General features: G+C 47.5%; 15 protein-coding genes. 10 read left to right on the top strand and 5 right to left on the bottom strand.

From position 1 onward, the window contains the following. The first annotated feature begins 182 nt into the window (after nucleotides 1-182). Together J7E78_RS04445 and J7E78_RS04440 are read left to right on the top strand one after the other, a co-directional pair. Nucleotides 183-1,739, top strand: coding sequence for an ABC-F family ATP-binding cassette domain-containing protein (locus tag J7E78_RS04445; protein ID WP_215075126.1), 1,557 nt, complete (start codon nucleotides 183-185; stop codon nucleotides 1,737-1,739). Between the two features lie 425 nt (nucleotides 1,740-2,164). Beyond that, nucleotides 2,165-7,390: an S-layer homology domain-containing protein gene (locus tag J7E78_RS04440; protein WP_215075125.1), complete on the top strand. Its 5,226-nt coding sequence runs from the start codon at nucleotides 2,165-2,167 to the stop codon at nucleotides 7,388-7,390. A 191-nt stretch (nucleotides 7,391-7,581) separates the two neighbouring features. Here J7E78_RS04440 and J7E78_RS04435 read toward each other — a convergent pair whose 3' ends face one another. Further along, nucleotides 7,582-8,142 carry an NAD(P)H oxidoreductase gene (locus J7E78_RS04435; protein WP_215075124.1) on the bottom strand — a complete coding sequence of 187 codons (561 nt, stop codon included), beginning with the start codon at nucleotides 8,140-8,142 and terminating at the stop codon, nucleotides 7,582-7,584. Between the two features lie 175 nt (nucleotides 8,143-8,317). Here J7E78_RS04435 and J7E78_RS04430 point away from each other — a divergent pair, with 175 nt between their 5' ends. The 4 genes from J7E78_RS04430 to J7E78_RS04415 all read left to right on the top strand — a co-directional run bounded on the left by J7E78_RS04430 (nucleotide 8,318) and on the right by J7E78_RS04415 (nucleotide 13,531). Next, nucleotides 8,318-8,707: a winged helix-turn-helix transcriptional regulator gene (locus J7E78_RS04430; protein ID WP_311516927.1), complete on the top strand. Its 390-nt coding sequence runs from the start codon at nucleotides 8,318-8,320 to the stop codon at nucleotides 8,705-8,707. Between the two features lie 219 nt (nucleotides 8,708-8,926). Beyond that, nucleotides 8,927-10,762, top strand: a complete 1,836-nt coding sequence (locus J7E78_RS04425) for an assimilatory sulfite reductase (NADPH) flavoprotein subunit (RefSeq protein WP_215075123.1) — start codon at nucleotides 8,927-8,929, stop codon at nucleotides 10,760-10,762. Nucleotides 10,763-10,815: 53 nt separating this feature from the next. Then, nucleotides 10,816-12,537: an assimilatory sulfite reductase (NADPH) hemoprotein subunit gene (gene cysI, locus J7E78_RS04420; RefSeq protein ID WP_215075122.1), complete on the top strand. Its 1,722-nt coding sequence runs from the start codon at nucleotides 10,816-10,818 to the stop codon at nucleotides 12,535-12,537. Between the two features lie 277 nt (nucleotides 12,538-12,814). Next, entirely contained in the window at nucleotides 12,815-13,531 is a 717-nt protein-coding gene (locus tag J7E78_RS04415) for a YebC/PmpR family DNA-binding transcriptional regulator (RefSeq protein WP_215075539.1), read from the top strand. An 86-nt stretch (nucleotides 13,532-13,617) separates the two neighbouring features. Here the strand turns inward: J7E78_RS04415 and J7E78_RS04410 are convergent, their stop codons facing one another. From J7E78_RS04410 to J7E78_RS04395, 4 genes are all read right to left on the bottom strand, one after another. Further along, nucleotides 13,618-14,106: a DMT family transporter gene (locus J7E78_RS04410; protein WP_215075121.1), complete on the bottom strand. Its 489-nt coding sequence runs from the start codon at nucleotides 14,104-14,106 to the stop codon at nucleotides 13,618-13,620. A gap of 14 nt (nucleotides 14,107-14,120) precedes the next feature. Continuing rightward, entirely contained in the window at nucleotides 14,121-14,819 is a 699-nt protein-coding gene (locus tag J7E78_RS04405; RefSeq protein WP_215075120.1) for a Crp/Fnr family transcriptional regulator, read from the bottom strand. Between the two features lie 44 nt (nucleotides 14,820-14,863). Further along, on the bottom strand, nucleotides 14,864-15,289 hold the full coding sequence (locus tag J7E78_RS04400) for a DMT family transporter (RefSeq protein WP_036608521.1): 426 nt from the start codon (nucleotides 15,287-15,289) through the stop codon (nucleotides 14,864-14,866). A 128-nt stretch (nucleotides 15,290-15,417) separates the two neighbouring features. After that, a complete protein-coding gene (locus tag J7E78_RS04395; RefSeq protein WP_215075119.1) occupies nucleotides 15,418-16,215 on the bottom strand; it encodes a Nif3-like dinuclear metal center hexameric protein in 798 nt (265 codons plus the stop codon). 285 nt (nucleotides 16,216-16,500) lie between these two features. Between J7E78_RS04395 and J7E78_RS04390 the strand changes: the two genes are divergently transcribed. The 4 genes from J7E78_RS04390 to J7E78_RS04375 all read left to right on the top strand — a co-directional run bounded on the left by J7E78_RS04390 (nucleotide 16,501) and on the right by J7E78_RS04375 (nucleotide 22,698). Then, nucleotides 16,501-17,097 (top strand): biliverdin-producing heme oxygenase, encoded by a 597-nt coding sequence (locus J7E78_RS04390; RefSeq protein WP_215075118.1) that lies wholly within the window; start codon nucleotides 16,501-16,503, stop codon nucleotides 17,095-17,097. Between the two features lie 403 nt (nucleotides 17,098-17,500). Beyond that, nucleotides 17,501-19,132, top strand: coding sequence for a TerB N-terminal domain-containing protein (locus J7E78_RS04385; RefSeq protein WP_215075117.1), 1,632 nt, complete (start codon nucleotides 17,501-17,503; stop codon nucleotides 19,130-19,132). Nucleotides 19,133-19,138: 6 nt separating this feature from the next. Further along, nucleotides 19,139-20,482: an ATP-binding protein gene (locus tag J7E78_RS04380; RefSeq protein ID WP_215075115.1), complete on the top strand. Its 1,344-nt coding sequence runs from the start codon at nucleotides 19,139-19,141 to the stop codon at nucleotides 20,480-20,482. Beyond that, nucleotides 20,479-22,698 carry a DEAD/DEAH box helicase gene (locus J7E78_RS04375; protein WP_215075113.1) on the top strand — a complete coding sequence of 740 codons (2,220 nt, stop codon included), beginning with the start codon at nucleotides 20,479-20,481 and terminating at the stop codon, nucleotides 22,696-22,698. The genes J7E78_RS04380 and J7E78_RS04375 overlap by 4 nt, the downstream gene beginning before the upstream one ends. Nucleotides 22,699-22,719 lie beyond the last annotated feature (21 nt).

Raw genomic sequence — 22,719 nt, 5'->3', positions numbered from 1 at the left:
TCTTCGAAGAGCTCCGTTCTATTATAGTAGTAATTCGTTAAGGCAAAATTTTAACTCATACTTTCATATAAGGCAAATTTCAGACAAAAAGGTGTAATAATTTTTAATATGGCGTTGAGTTGTGCAGGATATAACGCTTATAATATACAAAGAATTAAGTCTATATAGAAAAGGTGTCATGAATGAGCATATTAAATGTAGAAAAATTAAGTCACGGTTTTGGTGACCGTGCTATCTTTAACGACGTTTCATTCCGCCTGTTGAAGGGCGAACATATTGGTCTGATCGGGGCTAATGGTGAAGGTAAATCCACCTTCATGAACATTATTACAGGAAAACTTCAGCCGGATGAAGGCAAGGTGGAGTGGTCCAAACGGATGCGTGTTGGTTATCTGGATCAGCATGCTGTATTGAATAAAGGCCAATCGATCCGTGACGTACTTCGTGGCGCGTTCCAGTATTTGTTCGACATGGAACAGGAAATGAATGATATGTATGGCAAAATGGGCGATGTTACCCCGGAGGAACTCGAACAACTTCTTGAAGATGTGGGTACGATTCAGGATACACTGACAAACCAGGATTTCTACATGATCGATGCCAAAGTGGATGAAACCGCACGTGGTCTGGGTCTGACGGATATCGGTCTGGATAAAGACGTCAATGACCTGAGTGGTGGACAGCGTACCAAAGTCCTGCTTGCCAAGCTGCTGCTGGAAAAACCCGATATTTTGCTGCTCGATGAGCCTACGAACTATTTGGATGAATTGCATATTGAATGGCTGAAACGTTATTTGCAGGAATATGAAAATGCATTTATTCTGATCTCTCACGATATTCCGTTCCTGAACAGTGTAATCAACTTGATCTATCACATGGAGAATCAGAATCTAACTCGTTATGTGGGCGATTATGATCACTTCCAGGAAGTCCATGAGATGAGAAAACAGCAACTGGAGTCGGCGTACAAGCGCCAACAACAAGAGATTGCTGACCTCAAGGATTTTGTAGCGCGTAACAAAGCAAGTGTAGCTACACGTAATATGGCGATGTCCAGACAGAAGAAACTCGACAAGATGGATGTCATCGAGATTGCCAAGGAGAAACCAAAACCGCAGTTCAACTTCCGTGATGCAAGAACATCCGGCAAGCTCATTTTCGAAACCAAAGGTCTTGTAATTGGATACAACGAACCGTTGTCCAGACCACTGGATCTGCGTATGGAGCGTGGACAGAAGATTGCCCTTGTTGGTGCGAACGGAATCGGTAAAACAACCTTGATGCGCAGTATTCTGGGTGAAATTCAGGCGCTGGAAGGAACCGTTCAACGCGGTGAACATCTGGAGATCGGTTACTTCCAGCAAGAGATGAAGGATGTCAACTACAATACATGTATTGAAGAGATCTGGCAGGAGTTCCCTTCGTATACCCAATTCGAGGTACGTGCTGCACTTGCAAAATGTGGTTTGACTACAAAACACATTGAGAGCAAGGTAGCTGTACTAAGTGGTGGCGAGAAAGCCAAAGTGCGTCTCTGTAAGCTGATCAATAACGAAACCAATCTGCTTGTACTCGATGAGCCGACGAACCATCTGGACGTTGATGCCAAGGAAGAGTTGAAACGTGCGCTCAAGGCTTACAAAGGCAGTATTCTTCTGATTTCCCACGAACCGGAATTCTACCGTGATGTCGTTACGGAGACGTGGAACTGTGAGTCGTGGACAACAAAAGTATTCTAAGGTAATACAATACGAGCGAGCTTGCGAACAAGCTCGAAGCATGAGAAAAGGCGCGAATTTTGCCTGCAAAACAGGCAGAACTCGCGCTTTTTTTGTGTGGTTTTAATGAAAAATGTTTGAGCCCAATTCACAGTTGACAGCTTGAATATGGCAATAATATAATTCAAGAAAGCGATTACATTTATATAATAGAAACCTGTTTCACTGCATAGGGGCAAAGAAAACACGGTATTCCGTATGGGTATCATTGCACTTAGAAGGGAAGACGGGTCTTTTTTTGCACTCCAATGAAACCGGTTTCATCAAAATGAGGAGGTGGACAAGAGTTCGTTACTGACCACCGGCTGCTGAGGATAGCCTGAACAACAACACCGCGCCTTCAAGAACCATGCTTTCATCTTTCACGCCAAAGGAGAGAATGAACATTGGATAAACTCAGGAAACCCATGATATTTATATTATCTGCAACCCTTGCGCTGTCTTCCGGGCCGTTGATGTTGCCGAGTAAGGCGTATGCCGATCTGAGCAGTATACCCGCCACGTTGTTGCAGGACGATTTTTCGGATGGGAATTACACGGAATCACCCGTGTGGAACGTAATCTCAGGCAACTGGGAAGTGCTCGCTGACCCGACAGATGCGTCCAACTCCACGCTTTTCCAGAGTGATACCAATGAAGGCATCATCTCTACTGGAGACTCCATGTCGGACATGACCGTGTCCATGCGCTTTTACACGGGAGCCGGTCAGGGGTATCCGGGAATATTGCCACGGTTTCAGGATAAGAGCAACTATTATTATTTTCAAATGCAGGTTCCCAATAATAAACTCGTTTTCTCCAAACGGGTGAACGGATCAGACACAACGTTGAACACGGTGGACTATGCGTTTGCCAAAAATACATGGTACACACTCAAAGTGGTGTTATCAGGTACCACCATTCGCGGGTATATCGCCGAAAGTGGCTCCGATCGGTTGGTATTTGATCTGGTCGATCCTACATACGAATTAGGTACTGTGGGCATTCGAAATAAGTGGCAGTCGGTACATGCAGATGACGTGATCATTGCCGAGCAACCGCCTGGGAACGATATTCAGCTCTCCATTGCTGAGCAGACGGCGTCTTCGGTTTCACTGCAATGGTCTGAAATCGTAGGTGCATCAGCCTATCGCCTGTACCGTTCCTCTATGCCTGAAGGTGGCTATTCCCTGGTAACCAATACCGCAACTTTGGAACACACTGATGAAGGATTAAGCGGGGATACGGTGTATTATTACAAGCTCGCTTATGAATACGGAGGCCTAACCGAATCATTATGGACTGCTCCGCTGGAAGTACGGACGACTGCGGCAGCCCCACAGGCTCCGGCTGAATTGAAGGCTATAGCACTTAATGCGACAAGTGTGCAGCTGTCCTGGCCCGCTGTGGATAAGGCGACTGGTTATCGCGTGATCCGTGCTGAGGTTGGCAGCAATCAATACGAGCAGGTTTACGAAGGTACTGGGCTTACATTCACGGATCAGGCACTTGAGCCGGGCAACAGCTATAGCTATCATGTAACCGCCTTTAATGCAGCTGGAGAGTCAGCAGTCACTGTTGCAGAAGCCACGACATACTCCATTGACTCTCCAGCAGAGTTCGTTGCCACAGCTGTTACGGACACATCAATCTCTCTGGGGTGGAATGTCCTGCCTGGATCTGATGTAACGTATACGCTCTCGAGGTCTACCAGTGCTACGGGTACGTATCAGCAGGTTTATAGTGGCAATGAAAGCACGTTTAACGATAGCGGTCTGACGATGGGCACGGGATATTTTTACATCATCCAAGCGACGGTGGATGGAGTTGATTCTCCAGCATCTGCGCCGCTCGGTGTTGCCACAGTTCGCACAAGCATTACACCAGGGCAATTGTGGCCAGATCTGGACGGGAAGCCGATTGATGCGCATGGGGCTGGCTTTTTCTATGATGAACAGACGGAGACTTATTACTGGTATGGCGAATATCATAAGGGCGGCTGGCCAGCTGTTGGTGTGCGTGTGTATTCATCGAAGGATCTGATGAACTGGACTGACGAGGGCATGGCTCTGACGACGCTTCAATCGATGGATGATTTTGACAATGACCCGTTGATCTCCGAATTGTATGCGGGGCGTGAAGACCGCGTGGATATCTGGGCAGATATCCGCAAAGGACGGATCATTGAACGACCAAAGGTCATCTACAACGACAAAACGAAGAAATACGTGATGTGGGCCCACATGGACGGCGACAAGGACCCCTATAACGATAATGCGAATTACGGTAAGGCACGGGCCGGTTATGCGATCAGCGACTCTCCAACAGGGCCTTTTGTGTATCAGAAGAGTTACCGGATGGACAGAGCTCCCGAAGGGGAGAAAGATTATTTCCCAAGCGATAAGGGCATGGCACGTGACATGACGTTGTTCAAGGATGATGATGGCACCGGTTATCTGATCTACTCCAGCGAAGAAAACCTGACGTTATATATCTCCAAACTGAATGAAGACTATAGTGACGTAACAGGGTGGCACAAGGAAGGACGAACGGATGACAAAGGCAATCCGGTACGAGATTCCACCTATCAGGCGGAATACGGCGTAGATTACGTGCGAGTATTCCCGGGAGGGCAACGTGAAGCACCGGCGATGTTCAAGTATCAGGGGAAATATTATATTTTGACTTCCGGAGCTTCCGGTTGGGCCCCTAACGAAAACAAAGTGACGGTGGCGGATAACATTTTTGGCCCGTGGTCAACGCAGACCAATCCGTTCGTGCGCACGTTGCCAACTGATCCCGATCCAGGCAAGGCATTTGGCACACAGACTACTTCCGTCATACCGGTCGATCCGAAAAAAGGGAAATTCATTTACGTGGGGGATACGTGGAATGGTGGCAATTTCTCGAATGATGCTGCAAAATACGTGTTCTTGCCCATTGAGTTTGGAATAGGCTCCGACATCGCGATCAAGTGGTATAACAGCTGGACACCGGATCTGCTGAATTCGATGGGCAAGGTGGATATCGCTGATCCGTTGCCGGAAGCTGTGGCGCTTGGCAAAGTGCCATCCCTGCCAACCACAGTGAATGTGCGTGACGGTGGTGAACTGGTGCCAACGCCAGCAGTCTGGACAATTGATAACCGGGCCATGACGGCAGATGATTTTGCCAAGCCAGGGCCAATCACGCTGCAGGTGACGACACCGGAATTTGGTAACAAAAAGCAGGCTGTTCGCGTAACCGTCATTCCAGAGAATGCACTTTATTTCGTGAACAGCGGAGGTTACGAAACGGCTGATTACAATCTTATGGGTGCGTATATGAAAGGAACGCTTGCCAACCCGGAAACGGCGGATCAGATGTATGCTCCGGCAGAGGGACGCGATTGGGGTTATGTAAGCCCAGATGCGCTGTCATCCGGCTCGAATGGCGGGGATATATTGTCGACCGTGCGTTATCTGAACGGTGGTAATGTCAGCAATTCACCTAAAGGCACGGACTTAACCTATAGATTTGATGCGCCAAACGGGACATACGATGTATACGCCGGATTCAACGATCCATGGACCAATACATCGCGCAGAGCGAATTTCATCATCAATGGCACCAATACCGGTGCAGTTACTTTTACACCTGCGAGCGTTAGAACTCATAAAGGCATTAGTGTGTCTGACAACAAGCTGGAGTTGACCGTACGCAACACCGCGTCGCAGGACCCGATGATTAGCTGGATTATGATCGTTAAGCCTGATACTACGCCACCTGTTAATGGCAGTGCTGGCCTTAAGGCTAATGCGTTGGATTCAACAAGCGTAACGCTTCGCTGGGATGCTCATCTTGGTGCAGCAAGCTACAAGCTCTACCGCTCAGATCGCGAGCAAGGTGAGTACAAGGTGGTCTATAGCGGCAATGGACGGGAGTACACGGACAGTGAACTGAACCCCGGCACGGAATATTATTACAAGGTGGAAGCTTTGGATGCGACAGGGCAATCCGTGAGAGGTGTATCATCCGCTTATCAGGTGCATACGGTTCAGCAGACTGCTACCGATGTAGCTACAGGCATTACGGCACTGGAACAGCCTTCCGCAGGTGCGAAAAAACTGAAATTACCAACCGTACCGCAAGGTTTCACGGTGAAGATCGCTTCAAGTTCGTTACCGTCCGTCATTCAGACTGATGGAACGATTGTCCCGCCATCTAAGGAAACAACAGTACTACTTGCGTTGGAAATTACCCGGAGTTCTGACGACACTAGAGCCTTGACTGTCCCTTTGACGGTGAAGGTGCTTGCATCTGTTCCTTCCCCTGGAGGCGCTGATCCTGGTTCGGGCGGTAGTCCAGGAGGCAATTCCGGAGGGAATCCAAGTAATGGTTCTGGTTCAGGCAACAATGGTGGACAATCAGGAAGTGGTAGTCCAGGTACAGAGAATGCGGTACTGCATCCTAAACCGGAGAAAGACCGTTCTGTTCTGGAGTTGCAGGGACAATCTGACCAGAAGGGTGTAGTGCAGTCCAATGTGGATGTTTCAACGATTAAAGAGGCTTTTAAAGTTGCCCCCTCAATGGATGCAGGTCAGCGCTTGGTCGAACTTCGGCTGAAGCCAGTCTCAGGAGCAACTGCGTATGGAGTGTCTCTGCCTGCCTCTGCGTTGAAAGATCAAGGTGAGCCGCATGTGTTCAACATCGTTACGGAACTGGGGACATTGGAGCTTCCTGCGACACTTTTAACGAAGGATATCGTTGGTGATGGGATCGCATCCATCCGATTGGTCAGAACGGAGTTGCCACAAACAGTTGCAGATCAGCTTGGCACGCAATATGGAGTCCAGCTTGAACTTCAACTGGATGGTCAACGATGGCCATCGGAAAGCGGGTTGAACCTTCGTCTGCCTTACCAATCTTCAGACGATACGCAACAGGATCGAATTGTAGCATTTGCCATTGGCGCGAACGGTGTGGCAAGCCCATTGCCGCAAAGTTACTACGATCAAAAAAGCGGGCAGCTTGTATTATCCGTAACGTCACTCACAGGAAATTATGCTGTTGTGTCTGTGGAGCAGACATTCGCAGATCTTGCAGAAGTGCAGTGGGCGAAGAGAGCGATGGAGGCATTGGCTGTCCGAGGCGTATTTGATGCTGAGGCAAGCGGTGATTCCACACAGTTGCATCCAAAACAGGAGATGACCCGCGGCCAATACATGCAATGGTTGATGACTGCGCTGGGCTTGACTGTTTCTTCCGGGAATGCGTTCTCTGATGTAAACGAAAAGGCTCCGTACTACGAAGCAGTTACAGCTGCGCGTTCGCTAGGTATCACCAGTGGTACCGGTGACGGGCGCTTCTTGCCAGAGTCCACGATCACTCGTCAGGAGATGATGACATTGACAGTTCGGGCACTTGCAGCGGCTGGACTGGTTGACTCCGATAAGGCTGCAATAGATAACCTTACTTCTTTCCGCGACGCTTCCGAGATTCGCTCCTATGCCCGTGATAGTGTGGCATTACTTGTGGATCTGGGCATCGCCCACGGGTACAACGGTGAGGTGAAACCACTTGCTGAAGCGACCCGAGCTGAATCGGCTACGTTGTTATATGCGATGATGAGCAAACTGGTATGGAATAAGTGATGATACACCAGAATCGTAGCGTATGAAAAAGAAGGCTTACTTTGACCTGAAACCCAGGTTGGAGTAAGTCTTCTTGATTGTACGCCCGCGATGGGGCAAAATAGGCTGCTCAACGAACGAGTAACTTCCTATCGTATTGCAGTTGTTATCTGTAATGTCTGCGAATTGTTATTTGTAATATCTGCGAATTGTTAATTGTAATGTTTGCCGATTTGATATGCTTGCTCCAGCAAGCTTTCGATATGTTCTTTGGATTCTGAAATGGTTTCATAGAGGAATTCGACTCGGGATTCCTGCATTCTTGCATAACCCGCGATTCCGTTATTCAGATAGTTGGAAATCATGTTGTAATAGTCGTATTTATGGAATGAAGCCTCCGTCCCCCCGGCTAATGCAATCCACAGTGCCTTTTTGGAGTTTGCCTTGTTTAACAGCCCCATATTCCATACCTTGTCCAGATAAGCTTTGAGCATGGAGGGAACGTTATACCACCAGATCGGGAAAACAAATACAATGGCATCAGCCGCAAGCACACGATCCAGCTCTTTGCGAATTACAGGGGCATGCTGTTTATCGGGATTTTGCCAGTCTCGCTCATCTTCTACACCATAAAATGGATCGAATCCGTCATGATAGAGATCGAGGATATCAATTTCATGGGAATTCTCCTGCATACCTTCTATAAAACGATTCATCACGGCAAATGTTAGGGAATCCTGTCTTGGGTGAGTAACGACCAGTTTAACTTTCATGTAGGAGTAACCATCCTTTTTTCTTTTTTTTGGTTAAACATTCTGACCAATGTTATTATAAGATTCATGACATCTTCTTGAGAAGTACGCACCTTTGAGTGCTGTAGATACCTTGAGGTTCTTCGGTTACTTTTAATAATAGGTATACATATATGTGAATTATGGGGGAGTACAAGTGGAACAAGAAATGAAAAAATATGAGAGTGGTGTGCAGGCGATGCTGGAACTGATCGGTGGAAAATGGAGGATTCTTATCCTGCATCAGCTGATATCAGGTAAAAAACGAACCAACGAACTTCGTAGAGCCATTCCTGGCATTACCCAGAAGGTCTTAACCCAGCAGCTTCGTGATTTGGAAAAGAATGAAATCATCCATCGAATCATCCATCCCCAGATTCCGCCCAAGGTAGAGTATGAGCTGACCGAATATGGCCTGACACTACAGGATATCATTGACCGCATATGTCTATGGGGAGAGAATCACTTGGACAGAGTATACGGAGATAAAAGCAGAGTTCTTGGAGATCATTTTAGTGACTATATTCCACTTTCAACTTCAACTTGAGCTGGCCGCCAAATTAAAAATAAAACAAAAACCGTCCTTGATTTGAAAAGGAGGGTTTTTGTTGTTTTTTGTCCTTTATCAGCGAAACTGATAAATGCTATAAAATCATTGAAATTGACCCTCAACACCCGGTGTGTTAGGTTTTAGAGAGAAGAAATTAAATTAATGTGATGATTTTAGTCGGAATTAAAATCGAAGCAATGCGCGAGGTGGCAAACAGTGGAACTTCAAGTGACAAACAGCCCTTTTAATCAAGAACAAGTTGAACTGCTTAATCGTCTTATTCCCACACTGACTGATGGACAACGGACTTGGTTGAGCGGATATATTGCAGCAATTCAGGCAAGCCCAACAATAGCGGCTCCAGCTAACCTGGTACAGGCTGCACCAACTACAGGTATTGCGCCTGTCATTGCTCCGCCAGTATCCCGGGAAGTTACCGTGCTCTTCGGTTCACAAACCGGGAATTCCAGCGGCCTGTCGAAGAAGCTGGCCAAGAAGCTTGAAGAGCAAGGTCTTCAGGTAACGTTGTCATCGATGGGAGATTTCAAACCGAACGGACTCAAGAAAATTGAAAATCTCCTCATCATCGTCAGTACGCATGGCGAAGGCGAACCACCGGATAATGCGATCCCCCTGCATGAATTCCTGAACAGCAAACGGGCTCCAAAGCTTGAAGGACTTCGTTACTCGGTGTTGGCTCTTGGAGATACCTCCTATGAGTTCTTTTGTCAGACAGGTAAAGACTTCGATAAACGATTGCAGGAATTGGGTGGTACAGCCCTTGTACCGCGCGTGGACTGTGATGTTGACTTTGATGAAGCTGCTGCGCAGTGGATGAATGAAGTACTGGCATCCTTAAGCAGTACATCTGCTGGTGCGAGCACGGTAACCACTGAGGCTGTTACAGCTGCGGTGAGCGGCGGGGAATCCGAATATGATCGCACGAATCCATTCAAGGCTGAAGTGTTGGAGAATCTCAATCTGAATGGCAGAGGATCGGATCGTGAAACACGCCACATTGAGTTGTCTTTGGAAGGCTCCAGCCTGGACTACGAGCCCGGTGACAGCCTTGGGGTATTCCCTGAGAATCATCCGCGCCTTGTGGAGGAATTGATTGCAGCCATGGGATGGAATGCCGATGAACGCGTGACTGTGAATAAAAACGGCGATCAGGCATCTGTGCACGAAGCATTGCTGCGTTATTTTGAAATTACAGCGGTGACGAAACCGGTCGTGGAACAACTTGCGAAACTGAATCCTGGGAGTGGCCTGACGGCGTTACTCGCAGATGATTCCGAATTCCGTACAGTCATGAATAGCTGTGATCTGCTGGATCTGGTTCAGGATTATAATCTGAAAGGGATTCCTGCCGGAGAATTCGTAGCTGCTCTTCGCAAAATTCCGGCACGTCTGTACTCCATAGCGAGTAGTTCGAAGTCTTTCCCGGATGAAGTTCATCTTACCGTTCGCTCGGTACGTTATGAAGCGCGTGGCAGAGAACGTTACGGCGTATGCTCGGTACATCTGGCTGAACGAGTCGAAGCTGGCGACACCCTGCCTGTATATATACAACATAACCCGAATTTCAAGCTGCCTGAGAACCCGGATACACCGATCATCATGGTTGGCCCAGGTACAGGTGTAGCGCCGTTCAGATCTTTCCTTGGTGAGCGTGAAGAAACAGGAGCAGAGGGCAAAACATGGTTGTTCTACGGGGATCAGCATTTCGCCACAGACTTCTTGTACCAGACGGAGTGGCAGCGTTGGCTCAAAGATGGTGTGCTCACTAAGATGGATGTAGCCTTCTCACGTGATACGGAACAGAAAGTGTATGTACAACATCGTATGCTGGAACACAGCAAAGAACTGTACCAGTGGCTTCAGGAAGGTGCAAGCGTATATATCTGTGGTGACGAGAAAAAAATGGCACATGATGTGCATGCTGCGCTCACCACGATTCTTGAACAAGAAGGCGGCTTATCGCCTGAGCAGGCATCGGAATATCTGACACGGTTACAGCAGGAGAAACGTTATCAGCGGGACGTCTATTAATTACCGGCCCAGCCGGATTGCATCATCCCGCAGAGACGAGAGGAGAAAGCAGCATGGCTTATAATAACTTACTTAACCCACAGCGTACGAATAGCGATGTGGAAGATATAAAGATCAAAAGTGATTACTTGCGCGGAAGTCTGACCGAAACGTTGGCTGATCGCATCACGGGTGCAATTCCAGAGGACGACAACCGTCTGATGAAACACCACGGTAGTTATATGCAGGATGACCGTGACCTGCGTAACGAGCGTCACAAATCCAAGCTGGAGCCTGCATACCAATTCATGTTGCGTGTGCGTGCTTCCGGTGGGATTGTAACCCCGGAGCAGTGGTTGATGATGGACAGAGTGGCACATAAATATGCGAATGAGACGATTCGTCTGACCACACGTCAGTCTTTCCAACTGCATGGCGTACTGAAGTGGGATCTTAAGAACACCATTCGCGAAGTAAACGATTCGTTGTTAAGCACACTGGCTGCATGTGGTGACGTAAACCGTAACGTGATGTGTAACCCGAATCCGAATCAATCCGATGTGCATGCTGAAGTGTACGAGTGGGCATGTCAGGTGAGCAATCATCTGGACCCCCGCACGCGGGCTTATCATGAGCTATGGCTGGACGGAGAGAAAGTGATTGATTCCCAGGACTCCGACGAAGAAGTTGAACCAATCTATGGCAAAGTGTATTTGCCACGGAAGTTCAAGATCGGTATTGCTGTACCACCATCCAATGATGTGGACGTCTATTCACAGGATCTTGGCTTTATTGCTATTGTCGAGAACGGCAAGCTGCAAGGCTTCAACGTTTCCGTTGGTGGTGGCATGGGGATGTCTCATGGTGACGCCAAAACCTATCCTCAGGTGTCCAAAGTCATTGGTTTCTGTACGCCGGAGCAAATGATTGATGTGGCAGAGAAAACAGTTATGATTCAGCGTGATTATGGAGATCGTGCAGTTCGTAAACATGCTCGTTTCAAATATACGCTGGATGACCGTGGTGTGGAGTGGTTTGTCGAAGAGCTGACCAGCCGTCTGGGATGGAAACTGGATGCGGCACGTCCGTATCATTTTGAGACGAACGGAGATCGATATGGTTGGGTAAAAGGCAATAATGGCAGATGGCATTACACGCTGTTCATTCAGAATGGACGGGTAAAAGATGTAGATGGCTATCCGCTCATGACGGGTCTGCGTGAGATTGCCAAAGTGCATACGGGTGATTTCCGTCTGACAGCCAATCAAAATCTGATCATTGGTAACATTAGCAGTCAGAAGAAGAAAAAGATTGAAGCGCTGATTCAGCAATATAACCTGACGGACGGGGCACATTACTCTGCGCTGCGCAGAAGTTCAATGGCATGTGTTGCGCTTCCAACTTGCGGTCTCGCGATGGCTGAGTCCGAACGTTACTTGCCGTCTCTGATCGATAAACTGGAGCCTGTACTGGACGAAGCTGGGCTGAGAGATGAAGAGATTGTCATTCGCATGACCGGCTGCCCGAACGGATGCGCAAGACCGATGCTGGCGGAAATTTCATTTATCGGTAAAGCGCCGGGTAAATACAATCTGTATCTCGGTGGCAGCTTCACCGGACATCGCTTGAACAAGCTGTACAAAGAAAACATCGGCGAAACAGAAATTCTGGACACGTTGACGCCAATGGTTAATCAATATGCCAAAGAGCGCAATGAAGGCGAACATTTCGGAGACTTTGTCATTCGTGCAGGCTATGTTCCTGAAGTGTTGGATGGTCGACAATTCCACGCTTAATTGACCGGGTAAGATAACTGAAATTAGGACTGATTTAGGGACGGAAGCATTCCTTATGGGGTGCTTCTTGTTTGTTATATATGGAGTGAGTAGAGCTAAGTTAGTTGCTGCTGAGAGATTTATGAGAGGATAAACTGAGGCTAATCTTCGAATAGGGATGGATAATCCCCGCAGTTACTCCCAGTTTTTCGTGGGTATTAACTTGTTGAAGTACGCTCAACAAGATATAATGGCATAGTAGAAAGCAGATTACATGTTGAAAGTGAGCGGAAACGATATGGGTCGTAAGTGGAATAATATCAAGGAAAAGAAAGCTTCAAAAGATGCAAACACGAGCCGGGTCTACGCTAAATTCGGCGTTGAGATCTATGTAGCTGCCAAGAAGGGCGAACCGGACCCGGAAGCAAACCGTGCACTGAAAGTCGTGCTGGAACGTGCCAAAACGTATAATGTACCCAAAGCCATCATTGATCGTGCGATGGAAAAAGCAAAAGGCAGCGGGGATGAGAACTATGAAGAGTTGCGTTATGAAGGCTTCGGACCGAATGGTGCGATGGTCATCGTTGATGCACTCACTAACAATGTCAATCGTACAGCGCCGGAAGTGCGCTCTGCGTTTAACAAAAACGCCGGAAACATGGGTGTCAGCGGTTCTGTTGCTTACATGTTTGATCCAACAGCGGTTATCGGTGTAGAAGGCAAGAATTCCGAAGAAGTACTGGAAATTTTGCTTGAAGCAGACGTAGATGTGCGTGATATCGTGGATGAAGACGAAGCTGTGATTGTATATGCAGAACCGGATCAATTCCACGCTGTACAGGAAGCATTCAAAGCTGCGGGTATTACTGAGTTCACAGTAGCCGAGCTGACCATGCTTGCGCAAAACCATATTGAACTTCCCGAGGATGCACAAGCTCAGTTCGAGAAACTGATTGATGCGCTTGAGGACCTTGAAGATGTTCAGCAGGTCTACCATAACGTAGAGTTCGTGTAAGCGAACGAAACGATACGTGGTTTGATTGTATAAAAAGAGTGTCTGACCAATCTACGGGATTGGACGGACACTCTTTTTATGTTCGTTTATGAGTCAGACTGAAGTGTTCCAGGGGACTGCTCTGATTTTTCCGATTTCCCCCCACCGAACTTGAATAACACAATTCCGCCCACAATAACAAGTACACCGAGCAGTTGATTCCACGAAAAAGGAATTTGTTCCAGACCGAGCCATCCCATGGAATCAAACAATAGAGCAAAGCTCAGTTGGGATGTCAGCACGATCGAGATGGCATACGTGGGACCAAGCAGCTTCATGCCTTGCACGAGACAGAAGACCACACCAACGCCGATGGCTCCACTGAGCCAGTACCAAGGTTGCATATGCTGGAAGCTGAATGTATTTTTTCCTTCCACTAGCATAGAGATGAGGAAAGAAGCAATGAATCCGGTGAAAAGCACCATCGTTGTTGTGGACCATGAACCGGTGCGTTCATTGACTTTGCTATTAAAAATCGTTTGCAGACTGACAAGAGCACCTGCCAGTAGTGCAAGCGAAATACCTGTGATTAACATGGTTGTCGAACTCCTTATTCATAAATGTTGTGACCTGTTATTTCACGTAGACCCGCTCGATCCTTGATCATAATTAACCCCTGATGTCGTTCAATTAACCCGTCTGCACAGAGCTTCTGGATGACCCGGTTCAAGTGTCGGTAACTGGTGCCGATCAGATTGGCGATGTCGGTCAGATTGAACGCATCCAGCTCTTCATGAACCACGTTGCCAGCTTCTTCTGTCGAGATGGAGAGCAGGTAGCTGGCTAGACGAACCTCAACGGGATACATCAGGTTGAAATTGGAAAAGTTCGAGTCAATGTAGAATTTGTGAGAGATAATTTTCAGCAAAAATTTAAGCAACGGTGCATAATCGCTGGCAAGCTCAGCGAGCCATTGATAATGAATGCGAAGCATCACCACAGATGACACGGCCTGAACCGTATTAACAATATCGCTTTCGCGGACATACTCTATGTCACCGACAACTTCAAGTGGTGTCTTGAAACAAAGCACCAGCGTTTTGTCCTGAGCGGAGGTGGTAAAAATCTTGATTTTACCCTCGACCAGTACGTACAAATATTCGGAAGTTTCCCCTTCACGACAGATCAGTTCACACTTCTCGAAGTGGCATATCTTCATATGGCGACGCAGGGGCTCGTGAAATACCGTTTCGAGTTGATACTGCTCCAAATATTGAGTTAATTGCTGCTTGTTATGAATCTCTTGCACGCTGTTGTTCACCCCCGACGATATGTTCCAATTATTCTCCAAAACTATAGTTTCATAATAATGACACCAGTCACCATTAAGGCAATGCCCAGAAATTGTGGCAGTTTCATCTTCTGTTTCACAACGCCAAACCATCCGTTACTATCAACCAGGAAGGTCAGGAACAGTTGAGCTATCAGTAGGGCCGAGATCGTGAACGTAACTCCAATTTGCTGAATGGCTGTCACTTCGCTGAAAATAATGACGGCACCAAAAGCACCTCCAGCCAGATACATGGGTTTTACTTGTTTGAGTCCTTGAAGGTTGGTGTCACGAACGAACATCAGGATTAGCGCCGCTAAGATGAATCCCGTCAGTTGTGTAATCGTAGCAGCCTGCCATGTGCCCATGTCGGTGCTAATCCGAGTATTGGCAACCCCTTGGAGCGTGATACACGCGCCGCCCAGTAATGCAAAAATAATTCCTCTCATATGTACGCTCCTTATTCAATCACTTCGACTTCTATTTAATGATAAACTCATCCCAAACGCCAAGGACAAATGTCCTGAGCTCTGAAGTCACAGTCTAGACCCTCTCCGTACAAATCAAAATCAAATGATTAGATCACCGTGTAAACAGGCTTCTCGTCTGCAAAACGAACAGGCAATTCGGGAAAACGTTCTGCCAACCTGTCTGCCAATAGCTTCATCCCCGGAGCCTCGCTCTCGGCATGCCCCATCATGATCAGTGCCTTGGACTTGCCTTGTTGCACGGCATCACGGATATATTCCGGTGTCTCCCACTCGAATCCTTCTCCAGCAATGATGAGGTCCAATTGCTCGCTCTGAATCAAGGGAATCGTCACATGTCCATTACCACGAAAACCTACGAGTACCGCTGCGCGTCTACAGACTATTTCCGCATTGCCTGCAACGCGTACATAATCAATCCCCAGGCAATTTTTCACATGGTGAGCAATAGCTTGGGCGGTGCTTCCTTCTGGAAAAGAAAGGACGTCTGCTTCCGGTAGTCGTTGCTCCACATAAGAGGACCACCCCAAGGCCTGAATCAGTCCTTCGGTAATGCCATCTGGTTGGAAGCGGTGGATGATATCATGACATCGATAGATGGAAATGCCTGCTTCGTCGATCAACTTTTTTTTGTTCACATAAACCGAATCATTTGCAAGCCAATCCGTATGACTGTGATGGTTATAAAACGGAGATTCATGCGCAATGATTAAGTTCGCACCTTGCTGTATGGCTTGTTCAATAACATAATGTGTGGGCATAAAAGCAATGACAACACCTGTAACCTTTCGATCAAGTGAGCCCGTAATGAGCTGATCTACCGTGTTTTCCGGCAACTCAATGTTATCTGTGAGATGAAGTACAACGTCTTGAACTGTAAGATCCATAGAATACATTCCTCCAATGACAGGATATGAAGATAGTGTACCATGTTGACATCTGAAATCTACTGCCTTCCAGATTAATAGGGTCATTTTTACTGTTATCGGTTAATACTTAACATACAGAATACAGTCAGTTAAGTTAACAACGGAGGAATGTATTGGCTGTATACGGATGTTGGATTCATATAGTTTTCTCAAACAAGAATAAGTATACTTACATAGAGTCTTTATTGCATTAAATGAAGCGGTTTGCAACAACAGAACAGATTGTGAAAGGGGATAACTACGATGACAGCAACAACTATTATGGAACGTCTGAAGAGCGAGACAGCTCATTATCACAGACAAGTAGAACAGAACCCTTATGCAAAAGCCATTATGAATCAAACGGTGACTATAGAAGAATATAGAACATATTTAGAGAAATTTTATGGATTCCTGAAACCGCTGGAGGATCAGGCTGTTCTGCTGCCTTTCTGGGAAAGTACGGGACTGGATATTGAGATTAGAGGCAAGGCTGGACTCTTGGAAAAAGATTTACGAAATCTGGGTGCCAGTGAAGAAGAGATCACTCAACTTCCGCTATGTGAAGAACTGCCGGATATTTCAACACCTGCCCGTTTATTCGGATACCTGTATGTAATTGAGGGGTCCACGAACGGTGGACAGATTATGACCAAACGTTTGTCGCAATTCCTGCCGATTGAAGCTGATCGTGGCTTGGAATATTTCAATGCCTACGGCTCAGAGACAAGAACAAGATGGAGCGAGTTTACGGGTTTGCTGCAGCAGTCCATTAGCAATCCAGAAGATCATGACAACATGGTACACAGTGCATCAGAGACATTCCGACTACTGGACCAGTGGATTAATACGGACAAGTAACATCCCTTTTCATCAACCCAAACGCCTATAGGGCAGATTTTTTCACATTTAAAAGGTATCTATATAAGTGGAAATAATCATTTACACCTAACGGAGAGGACAGAAAAAACCTGAAAAAGCGAAGCGTTCGCCTTTATAACCGGATTTTTCCCTTTAGAAAAGGGAATCGATAAAATCTGGGGATAACAGCGATTGGAAGGTTATTCTGTCATCGTAGTGCAATGTAAATAATCATTAATTGAACGTATATAACTTCATGATGAAAAGAGGGCAGAAATGCCTTCTTTTTTTGTGTCCAGGAATGTCTAAATTTCGTCACCGCAGACACAGGACAAGTGATATAATGATCCCTATGGATACACTTGTTCGTATTCTGTCTTGGAGGAGGGTGAGATAACGTTCTATGAAAGACAACTCAAGACAATTGGAATTTATGGAGATAGATCTGAGTGAAGAACCTGAAACAGCAGCAGTTCCGGTTCCTGATCGTTCAACCATTGTGCAGTCTGCACATGTTACGATGCAGCATCGTGGAGGCATATTGTCCTCAGAGAAACGTTTTGTAGAGGAAGCAAAGCAGTGGGCAGAGATGGAGGGGGATGTATCACCGTGGGTTCCCTTTATGAGTTACTGGCCAACGTATGGCGTGATGAATGAGGCCCAGCGCAAGTGGTATATGTTTTGGAGGAAGGAAGTACGTCAGGGGAGATACCCGGATACCGATCTGTCCTATCTATTTGTTCATATCTACGAGTTAATTAACGGCGTTGGCTGGCAGAATCCTCAGGATGGTTATGATCAATTGAAGCAGCTATGGGTGAATTACCGTGAACGGCTACCCCAATTAAATATATATATGCAAGAGTGGATGGTCGATTATGTGCTGGTCCATCAGATGGAGATGTCCTTATCCGAGGTCATGGTCCTTTCGGGCGGTTACCTGCCAGCAGAGCTGCTGGATAGGGAGCTGCAACGTATTTTACAGGATAAGGTATCGGATATCTCGCTGAATATGCTGCAAAGATACTATGATTACGATATTACACTCAGCAAGTTTTATAGAGATGGCGGCAAAGAAGTGATGGAGCAGTACATCCCGCGGGTCATGGCCTTGGTTGATTCGTACCTGGAACGTACGCGACAAGTTGGACTGTTGCCTGAGTGTGACCCCAACGATGAACGCACGATGGAGCGCATCCTGTTTCGCAAAGCAGTCTATGATGATTCGATCTATGGAAGATCGGTATCGTTCAGATATATGCCCGTAGGTGAACAGGCTGAATTTGTGCAGATGGTTACGCGGATCTATCGATGTACTGAAAATAAACTTCGTGAACTGCTCGGATTCAGAGGCCGATTGCGAGGACAGACGCTTGAACCCGAACTTGCGAATCTGATTGAGCGTTACCTGGACAAAACATATGCGACCGAGCAGGCGGAGTCTGTGGAACAACCGGTGATTCGTATTGACACAGAGAAATTGGCATCGTTACAGCAGGAAAGTGAGTACGTGCGATTGGCGCTTACAATTGAGGATGATCACTCTTCTGAAGATAAGAACGTAAACAGCACAACGATTGAAATAAATCTGATCAACACAACGGAAACGGCTGTTAAGACTCAGCGTCATATCATTGAAGAAGGTGTCATGAAGACGCAGTATATAGCGAGTTTACCAGAGGATTCTAAAGAGCGTGTTCCATTCGTTGAGGATACAGCACCATCTGAAGCAACAGGGGTGTCAGCAGAACCGATTAGGTTGCAGTGGGACGAGTCTGCTGAGGCTGATCTGGATGAAGAATGGCTGCTTTTTGCCAAGGAACTATCCCCTCAGCAGATACAAGCAATTCACATTCTGATTGGTGATAACCCGGATACGGAGCTGATGCGTCTGGCTGAGCAATATGGAACGATGCCTACGCTTCTGCTGGATGAAATTAATGATGTGGCTATGGAAACGATCGGTGATCTTCTGATTGATGGTGATCGGATTGTTCCTGATTATATAGATGTGTTCGAACATGTGAAGAGGTGATACGCAGTGACAGAACTTAAAATACCAAAGCGGCTGACCACCGCACTTGTAAATTCATTGACAGCGGGTGTTGTCCCGCGCATAGGACTGGAGCAGATTGCTGTTGGCCGGAAACCGGAAGTGGAAGCCATCTTGCGGAATATGGACAATATCGCTGAGGGAGGCGCAGCGTTTAAACTCATTACGGGGCGTTACGGCAGCGGAAAAAGCTTTCTTTTGCAAATGATTCGTAATTATGCGATGGATCGGGATTTCGTTGTGGCAGACGCCGATCTGTCACCGGAGCGCCGACTGGTGGGAACCAAAGGGCAGGGACTTGCCACATATCGCGAACTGATGACTCGTCTGTCTACACGTACACGCCCGGATGGGGGAGCGTTGGAGCCGATTTTGCAAAAATGGATCGCAGGGCTGCAACAATCCACGATGCAGAGTCAGAACCTGCGCCCGGATGATCCCGCTCTGCCTCTGGAGGTAGAGAAGCAGATCTATGCAGTGACGGGGGAAATGCAGAATCTGGTCCACGGCTTTGATTTTGCCAAGGTACTGGCGTCATACTGGAACGGGTACAAGCTGGCAGATGATGATCGCAAACAGGCGGCGCTTCGCTGGCTTCGAGGAGAGTTTGCAACCAAAACGGAAGCAAAAAAAGAACTGGCTGTTGGCGTTATCATTGACGATGACAATTGGTATGACTACTTCAAACTATGGTCTGAATTCACAGCGCGCATTGGTTACAAAGGATTGTTGTTGTTCATTGATGAAGCAGTGAATCTGTACAAAATTACAAACAGTGTCTCTCGTCAAAGCAACTATGAGAAATTGCTGACCATGTTCAATGATACGATGCAGGGCAAGGCGGAGCACCTGGGCATATTTGTAGGCGGTACGCCGCAATTTGTGGAGGATGAACGGCGCGGATTATACAGCTATGAAGCGCTTCGCTCCAGGCTTATTGATGGTCGTTATGCAGCCAAAGCGTATGCGAACTACACAGGTCCGATCCTCAAGCTGGCGATGTTATCGCATGAAGAGATTCTGATTCTGCTCCAGAAGCTGCGACAGATTCATGCCCTGCATTTTGGATACAGTGCAAGTCTGACGGATGAACAATTGGTTGATTTTATGCAAACGGCGGTGAACCGACTGGGTGCGGATGAATTGCTGACCACGCGTGAAGTGGTACGGGACTTTATGGATGTATTGCATACGTTACACCAGAATCCTGAAGTGACTTATACTCAATTACTTGGCGAGCGGGCAGCCAAACCCCAGGAAACGGGTAAAGGGGCAGATGCTTCCGCAAATACAGATGATCTGGACGATTTCCTAGCGGAGTTTGAATTATGAGTGATAATCTATTTTACCGGCTGGCGCCGTTTGTTCAGGAATTTATATATAAAAAAAGATGGGAGTCGCTTCGTCCTGCCCAGATTGAGGCCTGCAATATCTGTTTTCATACCCCGCATCATATGCTGATTGCGGCGGGAACAGCCTCCGGCAAGACGGAGGCGGCTTTTTTTCCTGCATTGACCGAGCTGTATGAACGGCCTTCCAAGTCGGTTGGCATTTTGTACATTGGACCTCTGAAAGCCCTGATTAATGATCAATTCGAACGTCTTAAGGATCTGTTATCCGAAGGGAATATTCCGGTTTGGCATTGGCACGGGGATGTGCCTCAGGCGGAGAAAACAAAACTGATGAAAAATCCGTCCGGTGTGCTCCAGATAACGCCAGAATCGCTGGAAGGTCTGCTCATGAATCGACCGAATGCAATTCCGGCGCTGTTTCATGACCTGCGGTATGTCATCATCGATGAGGTGCATGCTTTCATGGGAGCGGATCGGGGCATTCAAGTACTCAGCGAGCTTGCCAGAATCGAGCGTATGGCTGGCTGTGCACCGCGAAGAGTCGGATTGTCCGCTACACTTAGTGACTATGATGCGGCTACATCTTGGCTTGCTGCCGGAACGCAGCAGGGGGTGGATGTGGTCTCTTCACCGGGTGGTCGCAAGCTGCGACTGCGGGTGGAACATTTCTCTTTTCCAGATGCACAGGATGAAGAGCAGGCGGAGCAGCTTCATAACGCACGTAAAGCGTACTATGACTTCATCTATGAGAGTACACATCGCAAAAAAGCGCTGATCTTCACCAACAGCCGTACCGATGCAGAAGTCACCATTCTTGAGATGCGGCGGGTCGCAGCTCGCAGACAGGAACGTGATGTGTTCCATGTGCATCATGGAAGTATCTCCGCCATGCTGAGGGAAGAGACGGAAGCTGCCCTACGCACTGGATCGGGTCCCGCGGTTGCTGCGGCAACGGTCACGCTTGAACTGGGAATTGATCTGGGCGAGCTGGAACGTGTGGTTCAGCTCGGTGCACCGTATAGTGCGTCCAGCTTTGTACAGCGTCTGGGACGTTCAGGGAGACGAGAGGACATGGCATCGGAGATGCTTTTTGTATGTCCAGAGGAAGAGGACGAGGAAGCGCAATTGCCAGCGCGTATGCCGTGGACGTTGATGCGTGCGATTGCTGTTATCGAACTGTATGTAAAAACGAAGTGGGTCGAGCCGCTTGAAGCCCGCAAAATGCCCATAGGTGTACTCTATCATCAGACGATGAGCATGTTGAAAAGTATGGGGGAGGCAGAGCCGAGAGATCTTGCAGAAGCCATCCTTTCGCTGGCTCCCTTTGCGTTGATTAGACCTGATCAATATCAGGTATTCCTGAATTACCTCATCGATACAGATCATCTGCAATGGACAGAGGATCGAACATTGATCATCGGTCTGACAGGTGAGAAGATTGTGAATAATTATCGCTTCTATGCGGTGTTTAAGGACGATGAGGAACATAAAGTACTAAACGGCTCGGAAGAGATTGGTTCGATTACAACCGTACCCCCACCTGGCTATTGTTTCTCGCTTGCAGGAAAACTGTGGAAAGTGGAAGAGGTCGATCACAAGCACAAGGCTGTGTATGTGAAGTCTGCGAAAGGAAAAGTAGATACGTTATGGCTTGGAGCGGGAGGAGATATTCATACGTCGGTGGTACAGAAAATGCGTGAAGTGTTGTCCGACTCGACCATCTATCCCTACTTGTCACCGCAAGCCGTCAATCGACTTGAACGGGCACGCCGCCTAGCTCGTGAAAGCGGACTGTTGAAGCAGGTTGTGATTCCGGCAGGGGGAGATTCGATGTACGTTCTTCCTTGGGTGGGAAGTAAATCATTCCGTACATTGGAGCGCCTGATGAAGCATAATCTGTCCAAGAAACTTGCCTTGCGTTCGGTTGTGCCCATGGAGCCATATTATTTTGTAGTATCCGGCAAGGTCGACGAACGAACATTGTTAGCCGAGATCATGAGTGAGTGTCGAACAGCTGAAGACGCATCTGCGTTACTGGCTGAAGATGAAGCGCCTTATCTGGGCAAGTATGATGAATTTGTCGCGCCGCCTTTGATCCGTGAGGCTTTTGCTGTGGATGGACTGGATCTGGATGGATTGAAGGCAGGTTTACAGCAAACATTGGAGTGGGATTCCTCAGGCTCCAATCGAACATGACGTTTTTTTATACGGAATAGG

Source organism: Paenibacillus polymyxa (assembly GCF_018614975.1).
GTDB lineage: Bacteria > Bacillota > Bacilli > Paenibacillales > Paenibacillaceae > Paenibacillus > Paenibacillus polymyxa_E.
This window is presented reverse-complemented; position numbering and strand designations above follow the sequence as displayed.